Origin of the sequence: Gluconobacter sphaericus, from assembly GCF_016757795.1 — a bacterium.
In the GTDB taxonomy this organism is placed as follows: domain Bacteria; phylum Pseudomonadota; class Alphaproteobacteria; order Acetobacterales; family Acetobacteraceae; genus Gluconobacter; species Gluconobacter sphaericus.
Genome location: NZ_CP068419.1, coordinates 1,459,851 through 1,474,376, shown reverse-complemented (window position 1 = coordinate 1,474,376; position 14,526 = coordinate 1,459,851). Strand labels below are relative to the sequence as shown.

Sequence of the window (14,526 nt, the reverse complement as noted above, 5' to 3'; positions counted from 1 at the left end):
CGACCACAGGATCTTTTTACATGACAGACACCGCAGGCAAACGTCCTTCAGGACGTGCGCCGGACGAAAGCCGCATTATTTCCATCGAGACGGGTTTTGCCCGCCATGCCGAAGGTTCGGCCCTCATCCGCGTTGGCGGAACCGAAGTCCTGTGCACGGCCACGATCGAAGACCGCGTACCGTCCTTCCTGCGCAACAAAGGACAGGGCTGGATCACGGCGGAATACGGGATGCTCCCGCGCGCCACGCACAACCGGGGGCAGCGCGAGGCGGCCAAAGGCAAGCAGTCCGGCCGAACGCAGGAAATCCAACGTCTGATCGCACGTTCGCTGCGGGCCTGTGTGGATCTGAAGAAAATCGGCGAACGGACCATCACGCTCGACTGCGACGTACTGAATGCGGACGGCGGCACGCGCTGCGCATCCATCACAGGCGCTTGGGTGGCACTCTCTCTGGCGCTAAAAAAAGCCAAACGGTCGCAGGCCCTGACGGCACAGGTCGCGGCTGTTTCCTGCGGGCTAACGAAGACCGGAGCCGTGCTGGATCTGGATTACATCGAGGACAGCAGCGCACAGGCAGATACGAATTTCGTCCTGACAGCAGATGGTGGCATCATCGAAATTCAGGGAACGGCAGAGGACAAACCGTTTCAGGAAAGCGAATTCTTCGAACTTCTGCGGCTGGCGAAGCTCGGCACGGCCCGACTGTTCGAATCGCAGAATAAAGCGCTGGAGACTGCATGATGCGTACACTTACCCGCGGCTCGAAGATTGTTCTCGCCAGCCATAATGCCGGCAAGCTCCGCGAGTTCTCCACCCTGCTAGCCAAGAGCGGAATCACCGTACTCTCGGCCGCAGAGCTGGATCTGCCCGAGCCGGAAGAAACGGAAGAGACCTTCACCGGCAATGCCGCTATCAAGGCTCTGGCTGCCGCCCGGGCTTCCGGACTGCCCGCGCTGGCCGATGATTCCGGGTTCTGCGTTTCAGCGTTGGATAACCGACCGGGTGTCTATTCCGCCCGCTGGGGCGGCCCCACGAAAGACATGCAGGTTGCGATGGAGCGCGTGCATCGAGAGATGGGCGATAATCCGGATCACCGGGCATTCTTCGTCGCCGCCCTATGCCTGGCCTGGCCGAATGGCGAGACCCGGACCGTACAAGGCGAATGTCACGGCACCGTCGTCTGGCCCCCGAGAGGCGAACATGGACACGGTTACGACCCGATGTTCGTGCCCGAAGGTGAAAGCCGGACTTTCGCGGAAATGACTGAAACCGAAAAAAACGCCGTGAGCCATCGCGGGCGGGCTCTGACAGCGTTTCTGGACACTTGCCTGGATCTTTCCGCATGAGAAAGGCGAGGAACGCTTTTCCTGTCTTGTTGTTCAGTCCCGTATTTTAATAGTGTAGTATTTTCACGAGAGTGAAAGGAAGCCTTATGGGACAGCTGCGTTATGGAAGCGCAACGACGATATAACGCAGGCGTCAAACGGTTGAGGATTAGAAGACAGACCCTAGGCTCAGGCCCCATTGATATGAGTAATTGGAGGAATCCAAGCTCTGTAAGGGAGACTGAAGATGAACGGCCCCTTATGGATGACGGATGGTCTGTCTTCCGAAAAGGCAGAGCCTCAGACGATTATGATTGATGCGACGTATCTCAAGGCGCACCGCACAGCTTCAATCCTGCGGTCAAAAAGGGGATCCACGCTGCCTGACCAGTCGCGCCAAAGACGGCGTGAACACTAAACTGCATGCGGTCACCGATCAGAACGGACGATCGCTAAGCTTCTTCATGATAACAAGACAGGTCAGTAATGGCACCGAAGCCTCAGCTCTTCTGAACAGCCCTTCCATGGCACAGTGGCTACTGGCGGACCGGGGCTATGATGCGAACTAGTGCCGGGATGTTCTGGAGGCATAAGGAAGTAGGCCCTGCATTCCGGGAAGAAGATCCCACACAAAACCAGTCAAATACAACAGGTGGGAGTACAAACGCCGCAACCGCATTGAAATCATGTTTGGCAGCCTCAAGGACTGGCGGCGTATTGCAACATGCTATGACAGATACCCGACCGCGTTCTCCTCCGCCATCGGCCTCGCTGCAATCGTCATCTTCTGCCTATGTGGCCTGAGCCTAATATCTTTCAATTCCGCAAAAACAGACGCCAAAAAAAAGCATAATACCAGCTTCTGAACTCCTCCCCTAATCTTCCTCCAAGAGGTACTGACAGCAACCCTTACTTTCCTTTTTTCGACTGTTTGTTTCCGAATATGATTTATGCAATGTTGTGATCCGCCATTCACAAAGAAAGTGCGCGGGAACCAATGCTAAAAATTCTGGTCAGCCACAATTTGAAAGTTTTTCATGTGGAAGGAGAGCGCATCGTTCAGCGCGATCTTTCAAACATTACACGTCCTGAAGATGTCCTTTGTTTTTACAACAAAAACGGCCTCCAAGGATTCTGCACGCTGGGAGATTCAGATCGCTGGTTGGATCTTGCGACACTGACCATCACGCGTGCCGTCCCCACTGTTGCGATAACTTCAGAGTATCATGGCAATGGGCATTACAGCTTTCAGTACGATGGCAAATTTGGCCGGGCTAACCATCTTGGCGGTCTTGATTTCATTGCCGAGCACCGCAACCTCTGGGAAACATTCAAGCTTCTCGATATCGAAACCTTCCATGCCGCTAAGCGAGTTGCCAGCTACCGCTGGATTTTGGGAGGCAGCGACACCGTCGTAAAGCTGAATCTCCGAGAATCGAATTTCGACCAGGTCACTTTCGGAGAAAAGAAGCTTCCAATGGAAGCATTCTTCAACAGCGCCGCAACCACGAAACACCTGGAGGGTTCGAAAAACCTCTTGGTTTTGAGGCCCTCTCTGTGATTCCATTTTTCCGGTTTTTATTGGAGGAGTGGCGACATGAAACAGCCGGGTTTCTTTGATGTTGAAGAGCGGCTTACTCGATTGAGCGGGCTTGGTGATCAGCTCGAAGCCTTTTCCCGGACTGTGAATTTCGAAGCATTTCGTCCTGATCTGGATACAGCGCTGGCCTATGCAGACGGCAGTAAAGGCGGTCGTCCGCCGTTTGATCCGGTGCTGATGTTCAAAATTCTGGTGATCCAGACGCTGAACAATCTGTCCGATGAACGGACGGAATACCTGATCAATGACCGTCTCTCCTTCATGCGCTTTTTAGGCCTGGGGCTGTCGGACCGTGTGCCTGATGCCAAAACCATCTGGCTGTTCAGGGAACGTCTGACACAGGCGGGAGCAATTGATATTTTGTTCAACCGCTTTGATGCGATCCTGCGTAATGCTGGTTATCTGCCGATGTCAGGCCAGATCCTGGATGCCACGCTGGTAGCGGCTCCGAAGCAGCGCAATACCAGCGATGAAAAGACTGATCTGCGGGAAGGACGGATCCCCTTGGACTGGCAGGACAAGCCGTCAAAGCTGTCCCACAAGGATAGGCATGCGCGCTGGACCCTGAAATTCACGAAAGCGAAGCGACAGGAAGACGGGAGTATGCCCGCAACGGATCTGGCCATCCCGTTTTTTGGTTACAAGTCGCACATCTCCATCGATCGGAAATTTCGGCTGATCCGCAAATGGAAGACGACAGATGCCGCCGCCAGTGACGGCGCGCGATTGAGAGAGGGCTTGCTTGATAAAAGCAATACAGCCTCAACGGTCTGGGCAGACACGGCCTACCGCTCAAAAGCCAATGAGGACTTCATGGAAAAGCAGGGCTTTGTCTCAAAGGTTCACAGGAAAAAGCCGCATCTCAGGCCTATGCCCCGCCATATCCAGAGATCCAACGCAGGGAAGTCGGTGATCAGATCTCGCGTCGAGCATGTCTTTGCCGATCAGAAATCACAGACTGGACTGTTCGTCCGAACCGTAGGCTTAACGCGGGCCACCATGAGGATCGGGCTGGCCAATATCGTCTATAATATGCGCCGCTTTCTCCTCCTGGAGCGGATTAACGTCGCCGCGTAGCAATCCAGAGCATAAAACCCTCTCTCTGCTCAAAATGCAGACCGGATGCCATCGCAGAATTAGAACCAAGGCACATCAACAAACGGTTCTTCGATCCCTCCATCTGAAAGGTCTGGCCCCTGAGGCCCTTCGCGGCCAGATCCAGGTCATTCCGATGCAGGGCTCAGACCAACTCGACTATGTCGGTGCCCGCCTGACGATCTTCAACACGTCATTACTCGATGAATACCAGCCCATCCTGTATTCGGATGTTGATATCGTTTTTGACCGCCCGATTGAGCCCTTCCTTCTCGAAGCGATAAAAGCTAGGCGCTGCAGCGCGCAGATCGAGCCTTTTCATCAGATCGCTACATCGGAACACACAGGATCTACCCTCGTACAGGCCGATCCGTTCATATGCGAAGGACTGCATGGTTTCAACGGCGGCCTTCTCCTGGTACCGAACATGGCAGATCATGCCCGCTACATCAGAGCCGCCTATCAGACACTGGTCCGCTACACATCGCAGCATGGCCGCAAATCCATTCCGTTCTATGACCAGAGCGTGCTAAACTACACACTGTACAAACTCGACGACTTCGATGGCGAGCCCGTCAGTGCACACACGCAGGTCGGTGGTTACGACCATCCTACAGACCCTGCCTATCCCCGTGGCTTCATCCACTTTTGGAATACTGCAGAGAAACATCTGGCTATGCGAGCCTACATCGACGAAGCTGAGAAACTTAGCCAAGCATAAGAAAAAAATGGGCTTCCGCGAAAAATTCCTGAAGCCCGTTTTTTCCGAACTCAATTATTGTTTTAACATTACGTTTTAATTCTGAAGCATTTTTATATTTATTAAGATTTTTTATTAGTTTTCATTAACCTCATTTTCCATGTTACCTTACGCGCGCCTGAAACAAAAAAAGGGAACGTCATGGGGAATGTGACAGCACTGTTTACGGATGCATTTATATTTGTCCTTATTCCGTGGGGACTGTGGCAGCTGCTCAGACGCTCCATTCCAATTGCCATCCTGCCCATTCTTATCGGCATTTTTCTGGCTGTCCTGCATTTCCCCGCGTCAAAAGTCGGTATCCCCTCGCTTTATGGCGACTATATCGGCTGGCTGGCCGTTCTGGTTCTGGCGTTCACCGCCGGACTGGAAATGTGGCAGAACCCCACCCATACTCCCGAAACCGCAAACCTCCCCTCCCCGACACTCGGGCGCCTGCTGGGCGGAGCACTCGTGGCACTGGGAATCCCGTTCGTCATTGGAAGCATTCTGGTCAAATTTTTCTTTCTACCATTGCATGGCTGGCAGCCCCCCCACGGAAATGGCTGGATCGGCGCCATGGCGATCGGCCTTTGCATTTCCGTGAGTGCGCTACCGGTCCTGATCGGGATTGTACGCGAACTGGAGCCTGTCTACCGCCCCGTCGGGCAGCTTGCCCTGAAGCTTGCAGTTGTAGACGATGCAGCTCTTTGGATCGGACTGGCCATTCTGCAGTTCGCAGCGCGCGGCCCTGCTGCCCTGCATGGCTGGACCGGCTTCGAGGGGCTGGCCGTCCTGCTTCTCGTCGGCATGGCACTACTAAGCAGCTGGGCCACGCGAAACCTTAAGAACCCACCGATCTGGATCATCTGGGCCGCGGTTCCAGCCTATCTCGCCGCAGGCTCCTGGGCGAGCCATGAGCTAGGACTGCACGAGCTGATTGGCGCCTATTTCGCGGGTGCGCTCATGCCGCCGCGCTGGGTGCGTCGCCTGCCAGTCGAGACCGTTGGGACGTTCTCACTGATCTGGCTGGCTCCGATGTTCTTTGGCCATAGCGGACTGCGGATCGACGGTGATGCACTGACCTGGCCGTCCGTTCTGGCATCCCTGCTACTGGTCGTGATTGCCATCGTCGCGAAGATCCTGGCCGTCTGGGTCTTCCCGCCTGCACCAGGCCTCACGCACCGTCAGGCACTAGGAATCGGCTCTCTGTTGCAATGCAAGGGGCTCATGGAAATCGTGGCGGCAACCATCCTGCATGCCCATGGCATGATTTCGGAGTTCGCTTTTGCATCGCTAATGGTGCTGGCCGTGATTTCCACCACCCTGACGGGACCGATGTTCCGACTGGTTTCAGTGCGTTTGCGCACCCAGACTACCGGATAACCGTTCTTCAATTCTTTGAGCGCACGGGGCCGTGGCTGACAAGGACGCCCCGCTGCCAGACCTGATCGATCTGGTCCACGGCACCAATATTTTCATCAGCATTGCCGTTCACAACCAGCAGATCGGCCCGGCGGCCCGGCGCGATCACACCGCGATCAGCCAAGTGCAACAGGGCTGCAGCATTGCCCGTCGCCAGACTGATGGCTTGCACGGGCGACAGTCCCGCCTGCACCGTCAGGTAAAGCTCACGATGCTCGGCAAAGCCGGGAATGCGCGTCGGAGCAGCTCCGGAATCCGTACCAAAACCAACCTTCACACCCGCACGATACAGAACGGCAAGGTTCTTCTGATTGATAGACAGCGCATAATGTGAGGCCTTGGTCAGCGGTTTGGCCATCGTCTCCGAGCGCCATTTCGGGTCCGTGAATTGACGACGCAAAGCCGGATCGATACCCGCCAGCACAAACGGGTTGGAAAGTAACTCAGGCTGTTCGGCATAAAGATAGTTCGCCTCATCCAGATCCAGCGTCGCGATATACCACGTCCCCTGACGAAGCATCGCGGCGATCAGATCATGATCGACAGGTTGGTCCCGCACGCCATGAGCAAGGATGTCCGCCTTCGAAGCAACAATGGCCTTGGCGACGGCAAGATCATGAATATGGACCGCAACCCGCGTGCCATGCTGATGCGCTTCGTCAATGACCGCCTGATAGATGGCCGGGGACAACATTGGATAGGTCTTGCCGTCGGGCACGTCATTACGGAAATCGTCCACCCACAACTTCACAAAATCCGTATGCTCCGCGATCATCTGATCCACGTCCTTGCGGGCCTCTTCCGGCGTGGTAGGCCGGAAAACCTGATCGGGACCAACACCCTTGACCATGGCTGCTGGAGGGGCGCCCTCAGGCGCACCAATACCTTGGTCCACGCCATACAAATCCGCACCCGAATTACGGCCATCATGCTGCTCCTGCCTCAACGTATCGAAAAGCGGAGAGCGGTTCAGGCCCAGCGCCGTGACCGTCAGAACACCGTAATCGGAATACTGCTTCAGGGCCGCAAGAATATTGGATCGGGTGTAGTTGTCCCGACTGGCCCCCGTGCCCTTCACAAGCCCGACATGGACGTGATTGCTGATGAGAGCGGGCATAAGCGTCTTGCCCGTCAGATCCACATGTCGCACCTCGGCCGGTGCAGGAATACCGACGGAGATGATGGTACCATTATCGATAACCACCGTCGTATCCGGCTGCGCCAGAGCACCCGTTCCATCGATCAGACGCGCATGCTCAAACGCTACCGGCTCGGCCATCGCGCTCCCTGCACTCAGAGCGGAAGGTGTTGCGAGCAGCAGGGCGGCGAAAACGGAACGGATGGTCATGGGCGGTCTCCTGTGTGGCTCCCGTCGGGCATGCATCGTCCGGCCGGTAAAACCCACTACAAAAAAAACGCTGCCGGACATGAAAGGATGCAAAAACCCCTTCCCTTTCCGCTCCCGTATCAGGCTTCCAGAGATTGAAGCTCGAACAGGCGACGGTAGATCCCGCCTTCTCGCTCGATCAGCGCGGCATGAGTCCCGTCTTCCTTCAGTTCACCCTGACTGAAGACCAGAATACGGTCCAGTTCCATGACCGTGGAGAGACGATGCGCCACGACGATGACCGTCCGGTTCTGCATGAGGCGGCGCATGGCGTCCTGCACGAGGGATTCGGACTCTGAATCGAGGCTGGACGTCGCTTCATCAAAGATCAGGATCGGCGCGTCAGCCAGAAAGGCCCGGGCGATGGCGACACGCTGGCGCTCGCCTCCCGAGAGCTTCACGCCACGCTCTCCGACCATGGTTTCGTAACCTTCAGGCAGACGCTCGATGAACGGCGCGGCATTTGCAAACCGGGCTGCCTCCTCGATTTCTGCACGACTGGCGTCCGGGCGCGCATAAGCAATGTTTTCTGCTAGCGTCCGGTGAAACAGGATCGGCTCCTGCGGGACGATAGCAATGTGCGAACGCAGGGAATCCTGCGTGACATGCGCAATATCCTGCCCATCTACCACGATCCGCCCGCCATTCACGTCATAAAGACGCTGAAGCAGCTTAGTCAGTGTCGTCTTGCCCGATCCGCTCGGTCCGACAAGCGCCACACGGGAGCCCGGCACGATATCAATGCTCAGATCATGATAAAGCGGCTTGGCCTGTCCGGGATATTGGAAGTCCACATGCTCGAACCGGATGGCACCGTGCGAGAAATGGGCCTTCTGCGCATCGGGAGCGTCCTGAATGGCGGGATCGCGGCGGAAAATTGCCACCAACTCTTCCATTTCGTTGACCGAACGCTGCACCTGACTGACCTGCTGTCCCAAATCGCGCAGATAGCCCTGCACGAGAAACATCATCGTCAACACATAGGCCACGTCACCCGGGCCCGCCTTGCCGTCCCACCACAGCAAGACAGCCAGTCCGATCAGTAGCATCCGCATGGCAAGCGACGCCAGAGCCTGAAGATTGGCGCTGTTTGTCCCGCGGATCCAAGTTTTCAGAGTGCGCTGACGCCAGCCATGGATAATGCTGTCGAGCCGCGCATCCTCACGGTCTTCCGCACCGAACGCCTTGACGACCGGGTTGCAGGTCACGGCATCAGCCATCGCTGCACCCATTTTCGTGTCCCATTCATTGGAAGCACGGGCGGTGGGCGCGACGTAACGCAGGGTCAGGATGATGGAAAGCCAGGCGAACAGCACGACCGAGACGGCCAGTACCGAACCCATGAGCGGCGAGCGGAACATGAGAACGGCCGTCGTTCCGCCCAGAACCAGCACTTCGGGCGCGATCAGAAGCAGCAGCGTATCGTCCAGCGTATCAATCGCCCAGATGCCACGCGTCAGTTTGCGGACGGTGGAGCCGGCAAAGTTGTTAGCATGCCAGTCCGTCGAAAAGCGCTGCACCCGATCGAAAGCCTGATTGGCAATATGGTGCATGATGGCGAGCGTAAGGTGCGAAATCCCGATAAAGGACGAACGCCGCCCGAAGAGCCCGACCAGCCCAAGGACAATCAGCCCCGTAACCATCAGGAACGCATCGTCCCGCAGATGCAGCAGTTCGGCAGTCTGCTGCACGGCGGGGCCTGCGGCATGGCGGGAAATATCATCCACCAGACGCCCTGCGAGAATTGGCGTGCAGACATCGGCCAGCGTGGCCAGGCCAACGCCGCCAAGGGTTTTCGACAGCAGCAGGGGATGGTGACACCAGCGACTTGAAACGAAGGAGAGGACTTCCGTGAAGGACACGTCCTGTTTGCGGCCTTCCTTCTGCTGGCGGGTCATGAGGGGGGTAGTATCGGACACAAAAGGCTCCGCCGTCTGTCTGCCTGCGCTGTGATGCAGGGCAGGCCACGGTGTGATGGCATGGAATTTTTAGAACTTTGCCGTATCTTGCTGTCTGTCCGGACCGGACGCAACAGCCTGCAAGACATCCCGGTGGAGCCCCCGTCATGACCGATGCCCCCGCAACCGCAAGCCGGGCCATGAGCAAGGCTGCCGCGAAAGCCTTCATCACCGCACTGGCCGAAGCCAACCCCAACGCGGAGAGCGAACTGGTATTCTGCAATCCGTTCGAACTTCTGGTAAGCGTCGTGCTTTCAGCCCAGGCCACGGACAAATCCGTCAACAAGGCAACGAAAGGCCTGTTCGAGGAAGCGCCTGACCCCGCATCAATGACCGCCCTCGGGGAAGAAGGCATTGCCCGCCATATCCGCACCATCGGACTATGGCGGGCAAAGGCGCATAACGTGGCGCTGTTATGCGAACAGTTGTTGGCACGGCACGGAGGACAGGTCCCGTCCGACCGGGCTTCGCTCGAAGCGCTGGCCGGTGTGGGGCGCAAGACGGCAAATGTCGTGATGAATGTCGCGTTCGGGGCGGATACGATGGCAGTCGATACGCATATCTTCCGCATCGGCAACCGGACTGGCCTGGCGCCGGGCAAAACCGTGCGCCAGGTCGAGGATGGTCTGGTCGCGCGGATCCCGAAAGACATGCTGCGTCCGGCACATCACTGGCTGATCCTGCATGGGCGCTATGTCTGCAAGGCACGTACACCGGAATGCTGGCGCTGCCCGGCAACGAAATGGTGCCTCTATCCGGACAAACGGATGCAGGCTCCGCCAACACGAAAAGTCGCTGCCATCTAAAGAATTTGGGCCGCTGTCTGGCGAGAGGCCTGATAGGATACGGAATAGACCACGACCGTATTGACCACGCGCATATGGGTCGTGACCGAAAAGCCATTGGCATTCCAGGTGATGTTTTCAGTCAGGGGGGTTCGGATATCGAATAGCGGCAAGCCGTATTTCTGACGGACCGCGCGCCCCCATTCATCGGCACAGATCCGAACATCGCCGGAATCCGTATCCGTCAGGGCATGCACCTCAACCGAAGCCAGACGGCCACCGAGAAAATTCACATCCACATTCGAAAGGCAGGAGCCGATCGAAGGCCCCTGCATCACATAGCGCGCGAAACCCGCACGCGGCACCGGCGTGGGCAGCGCCGTCATTTCCGGATGGCTGAACTTTGCTTCCGCAACGCTCATGCCCAGACTCAGCCCGTCCCAGATCACGGCGGGAGCAGCCTGTGCCGGAACGGCAGCCGTCAGTGCATATGCGAGCAGAACGCCCGTTGCGGGTTTGCAAGCCACGATAGCGGACCTCCTTGTCAGGCGATCCTACAGGGCGATTACTTTCCAAAAGGTTGAAAGATACTCATTCAGACTGGGCCAGAGGCAGGTTGGGCATGCCATGCCAGCCCACGGGCGGAACCCAGAGCCGGTTTCCACGCCAGCTCCGGTCCGACACGACTGTAAGACCCCGCCCTGTAAACACGCTGTAGGCCCCATCCCGCCAAACCGAAAACCGATCAATGGACGATACGCCCGGGCAACCTTTCCGCGCGGGCGAAACGCTAATGAACAAGCTCACGCCCCCGCACTGCTCCGCAGTCGGCAGCGTATTGCCATCCGACGCATCACGTACACGCAGCAGAACAGTCTGCGCACCGAGAGGCATTCGACACGGGCCGGCCAGACAGTCTGACGGCAGGGGCGCCATGGGAAGAGCAAGCGCCTGCTGCCAGTCTTCCAATGTACGGCGTTGCAAGCTGGAATGAGGCCCGATCAGAAGGACACCCTGGCGACGCACCCCCATCAGCCCCGCATCTGGAGAAATAAAAATATCCGGCTTCGGCGCAAGCCAGATCGAGACCACCCCGACCATGATGGGCAGCAATCCTACAAGACATATCCTACCTTTCCACAAACACAGGAAACACAGCCCAAGCATCACCAGAAGCAGGCCCCAGCCTGGCATTGCGGGTACGGACTGATGCGCCATCGGAAACGCCGCCACACGCTCCGCCAATGTCTGCACCACGCGGATTCCCACTCCCATGAACTTCAGAAACGGTGCTTCGGCATGGAGCGGCATGGCCACGAGCGCCAGAAGACCGACCGGCATGATCCAGACCGCCGCCAGCGGCACGGCCACGAGATTCGCCAACACGAACCAGGGCTGAAACGCGCCGAAATGCGCCATACTAACTGGCAGTGTCGCCAGTCCGGCCAGAAGACTCGTCAGAACAAGCGCGGCACAATGGGAGGCGACAACGCGATACCACTCTCCCTCGCCCCGCAAACGCATAAGCGGCTCACGCAAGACACCATAGCCAGCGATCAGCCCCATCACGGCGGAAAAGGACATCTGAAACGACACATCGACGACAGAAACCGGGGAAACCAACAGAATCAGAAGCGCCACAATGGACAGCGACCGCATAGACAGAACACGCCGTCCGGTCACGATGGCCAGTGTTACGATACTGGCCATGCCCAGCGCCCGCAGGCTGGGAAGATGCGCTCCTGTCAACATCACATAACCCGCTCCGGCCAACAGTCCGGCAACAGCGGCAATCTGCCGACATGGCCAGCGCAAGGCAACATATTCAATAGTGGCCAGTCCATGGCGCAGCGTCACGATGACGACCGCCATCACGAGCCCCAGATGCAGCCCGGCCACGGCAATAAGATGCGCCAAACCCGAAGCGGAAAACGTCTCGCGCGTATGCTGGTCGATGCTCCCGGCCTCTCCCGCAAGAAGCGTGGCGGCAATGGCGGCAGTCTGGTCGGACAGCGCAGCATGGGCACGCAGAGCCACAGCCTCGCGCAGGGCCTCAAGCCACGATTGGCGAGCGTGTGCGCCTAAAAAATTGGCGGGCCCGAGCGCATAACCACTTCCAGCCACCCCCGAGAACCAGGCTTCCCGCTGAAGATCCCGTCCGCCGGGCCAAGAAGGCGGCGGCGGTGCGCGCAGCATGGTGCGGAGGCGGATCGTGCTTCCGGGTTCAAGAAACACGTCGTCATCATCGCGCAGACGGATATGCAGCGTCCGGCGTAACGGTGCCATCCCGGCATCGACAGACGTCTCGAACACGGCATCCGCCAAAGTCACGCGATGGCCGTCATCCGCGTCGTCATTACGAGGCGGCAGGATTTCCAGCGACTGGACGCGCCCGGTAAGAACGGTGGCATGGCTAGGCAGAGCTGGCATGGGCGGCTGCATCCGGGCCTGAAACGCCAGGTCGCCAAAGCCGATCGCCGCAGAGAGCAATGAGAATCCCAGCAGACGCGGAAACAGCCGCTGCCAGCCCCACCAGAAACAGGCGCCCCCCATCAGGATCGGCAGAATCGTAACGAGCACACCACACAGCACGGAAGGCTCGAACGGCAGAACCAGATAAAGCAGAGCGCCGAGCCCTACCGCGACCGGAAGCCAGGAGATCATCTGCCGCCCCTGATCCAGAAAGGAGCGAATGATGGCAGGCGGCAGCATCAGTGCAGGGTCAGGAGACTCCACACAGACCAGAAGTTCGTCTGGATCAAGGTCCGGAACGGAAAGGGGCACTGTCTTCACGGACAGGAGCGTAACGGATTTTTCCGCAGGACGCGCCTCCCCTGTCGGATCAGGCGCATCCTGCAACCTATCGGCCTATTGCGGCAGGTGAAGTGCCTGCTTCAGACCAGCGACATCCTGTTCCAACTCAAAGCCTGTGCTGCCTGGCTGGAACAGTTTTGCGGTCGCAAGATTCCCGGTCACGACAGGCTCGAATCCGGCTGCCCTCACCAACGTCTCTACCTGTGACACCGCCCCCGCGTCATCTCCTGCAACCGGCACAGCTAGCAAAGGGAGAGCACGATGCGCTTCAGAACGAAGCGTAGTCATGTCAATCGAGTTGAACGCCCGGACCACATGCGCGGAAGGAAAATAACGCTGTGTCGTCACCCCCGCCCCGTCCTTCTGCGCGGTCTCCGCAATAGGCCCATCCCTCCACGGATAAGGGTTGGATGGATCAAGCACTACCTTGTCCAACAACGTCCGACTCAGTTGCGGGCCAAGCTGCGGGATAGCCCGATAGGGCACAGCCAGAACTACTATGTCTCCATAAGCCGCCGCCTGAGCCGGAGTTCCCGCTGTTGCGAGCGGGCCCAGCGAGGTGGCCAGCGATTGCGCCTCACTCAGGGAGCGGGCTGCGACCATGACGTGGTAACCCGCGTGGACCCAGAATTCAGCCAGCGTTGTACCGACATGTCCGGTGCCGATGATGCCGATCCGCGTCTGCTGCATGTTGGAACCCACCGCGCCGGCATTACTGACGGTGGCCAGACCGGCGAGTGCTGCGAGGAAAGGGCGTCGTCTGAGAGGAAAGGCCATCATGAAGGGTGCCACTCCCGCGCGAGAACACCTGCTGCGCCCTGAACCGGATCGGTTTTCGGGAATGGTAGACCGTGAATACGGGCACTCTGCTCCGCCGTAGGCGCAGCGCGGAGGATGTCGAAAGACTGGTTGGGTGGATAAGCGCCGATGACGGCGAACTCCGTGTCCGATCCGAGATTGCAATGCCCCGTTCCGGCCGGAAGCACGGCGATGTCGCCACCGCGTACCTCGACCGTCCGGGCGTTCGGGCCGCCAAGCATCAGGCGTGCGGAACCATTGGAAAAGCCCAGAACTTCATGACCAAGGCTGTGATAGTGATGAAACGGATAAACACCGTTTCGCCACTGCGGCGGCCAGCCGTTCCGGCTGAACAGGTCTTCATACACCGCCTCGCGATCCGGCCCGGCTTCAAGCGCATTGCGATAGACGATGACGGGCAGATCCGGATTATTCGGAACCCAGTCATTGGCGCGCAGCTTAAAGACATCCACACGAGAGGTCGTGGCGCTGGCGTGATGGATCTTCCCCTCTCCGAAGGTCAGACCCAGCCCTGCCAGCAGGGCATTGAAATCTCGTCTGTTCATTGGAAAGGCACCACCCGGACTATTGAATCCCA

The 14,526-nt window shown here is 58.1% G+C and carries 13 protein-coding genes and 1 pseudogene; 8 read left to right on the top strand and 6 right to left on the bottom strand.

The genetic code is table 11. The annotated features are described in order from the left end of the window. The first annotated feature begins 20 nt into the window (after positions 1 to 20). From rph to IGS75_RS06995, 7 genes and pseudogenes are all read left to right on the top strand, one after another. Positions 21 to 743: a ribonuclease PH gene (gene rph, locus IGS75_RS07030; RefSeq protein WP_202256439.1), complete on the top strand. Its 723-nt coding sequence runs from the start codon at positions 21 to 23 to the stop codon at positions 741 to 743. Then, positions 743 to 1,348: an RdgB/HAM1 family non-canonical purine NTP pyrophosphatase gene (gene rdgB, locus IGS75_RS07025; RefSeq protein ID WP_141352195.1), complete on the top strand. Its 606-nt coding sequence runs from the start codon at positions 743 to 745 to the stop codon at positions 1,346 to 1,348. The genes rph and rdgB overlap by 1 nt, the downstream gene beginning before the upstream one ends. A gap of 250 nt (positions 1,349 to 1,598) precedes the next feature. Further along, positions 1,599 to 2,121 (top strand): annotated as a pseudogene (locus IGS75_RS15455) (IS5 family transposase); the annotation flags it as partial. Between the two features lie 203 nt (positions 2,122 to 2,324). Then, the gene (locus IGS75_RS07010; RefSeq protein ID WP_202256437.1) at positions 2,325 to 2,888 is read left to right on the top strand and encodes a hypothetical protein; all 564 of its coding nucleotides are present in this window, start codon (positions 2,325 to 2,327) and stop codon (positions 2,886 to 2,888) included. A gap of 36 nt (positions 2,889 to 2,924) precedes the next feature. Then, positions 2,925 to 4,004, top strand: a complete 1,080-nt coding sequence (locus IGS75_RS07005) for an IS5 family transposase (protein ID WP_202256436.1) — start codon at positions 2,925 to 2,927, stop codon at positions 4,002 to 4,004. 154 nt (positions 4,005 to 4,158) lie between these two features. After that, the gene (locus IGS75_RS07000) at positions 4,159 to 4,743 is read left to right on the top strand and encodes a glycosyltransferase (RefSeq protein WP_202256435.1); all 585 of its coding nucleotides are present in this window, start codon (positions 4,159 to 4,161) and stop codon (positions 4,741 to 4,743) included. A 180-nt stretch (positions 4,744 to 4,923) separates the two neighbouring features. After that, positions 4,924 to 6,147: a cation:proton antiporter gene (locus IGS75_RS06995; RefSeq protein WP_202256434.1), complete on the top strand. Its 1,224-nt coding sequence runs from the start codon at positions 4,924 to 4,926 to the stop codon at positions 6,145 to 6,147. Between the two features lie 7 nt (positions 6,148 to 6,154). Here IGS75_RS06995 and IGS75_RS06990 read toward each other — a convergent pair whose 3' ends face one another. Both IGS75_RS06990 and IGS75_RS06985 read right to left on the bottom strand, forming a co-directional pair. Continuing rightward, on the bottom strand, positions 6,155 to 7,534 hold the full coding sequence (locus IGS75_RS06990; protein WP_202256433.1) for an amidohydrolase family protein: 1,380 nt from the start codon (positions 7,532 to 7,534) through the stop codon (positions 6,155 to 6,157). Positions 7,535 to 7,653: 119 nt separating this feature from the next. Continuing rightward, complete coding sequence (locus IGS75_RS06985; protein ID WP_249201523.1) at positions 7,654 to 9,471, bottom strand: ABC transporter ATP-binding protein; 1,818 nt, start codon at positions 9,469 to 9,471, stop codon at positions 7,654 to 7,656. A gap of 167 nt (positions 9,472 to 9,638) precedes the next feature. Here IGS75_RS06985 and nth point away from each other — a divergent pair, with 167 nt between their 5' ends. Further along, complete coding sequence (gene nth / locus IGS75_RS06980) at positions 9,639 to 10,337, top strand: endonuclease III (RefSeq protein WP_202256431.1); 699 nt, start codon at positions 9,639 to 9,641, stop codon at positions 10,335 to 10,337. Here the strand turns inward: nth and IGS75_RS06975 are convergent. The 4 genes from IGS75_RS06975 to IGS75_RS06960 all read right to left on the bottom strand — a co-directional run bounded on the left by IGS75_RS06975 (position 10,334) and on the right by IGS75_RS06960 (position 14,494). After that, entirely contained in the window at positions 10,334 to 10,843 is a 510-nt protein-coding gene (locus tag IGS75_RS06975; protein WP_202256430.1) for a hypothetical protein, read from the bottom strand. The two genes, nth and IGS75_RS06975, sit on opposite strands and share 4 nt — an antisense overlap. A gap of 64 nt (positions 10,844 to 10,907) precedes the next feature. Next, positions 10,908 to 13,175, bottom strand: a complete 2,268-nt coding sequence (locus IGS75_RS06970; RefSeq protein WP_237468702.1) for a ComEC/Rec2 family competence protein — start codon at positions 13,173 to 13,175, stop codon at positions 10,908 to 10,910. A 9-nt stretch (positions 13,176 to 13,184) separates the two neighbouring features. After that, positions 13,185 to 13,910 (bottom strand): NADPH-dependent F420 reductase, encoded by a 726-nt coding sequence (locus tag IGS75_RS06965; protein WP_202256429.1) that lies wholly within the window; start codon positions 13,908 to 13,910, stop codon positions 13,185 to 13,187. Beyond that, positions 13,907 to 14,494, bottom strand: coding sequence for a cupin (locus IGS75_RS06960; protein WP_202258324.1), 588 nt, complete (start codon positions 14,492 to 14,494; stop codon positions 13,907 to 13,909). The genes IGS75_RS06965 and IGS75_RS06960 overlap by 4 nt, the downstream gene beginning before the upstream one ends. Between the last annotated feature and the right edge of the window lie 32 nt (positions 14,495 to 14,526).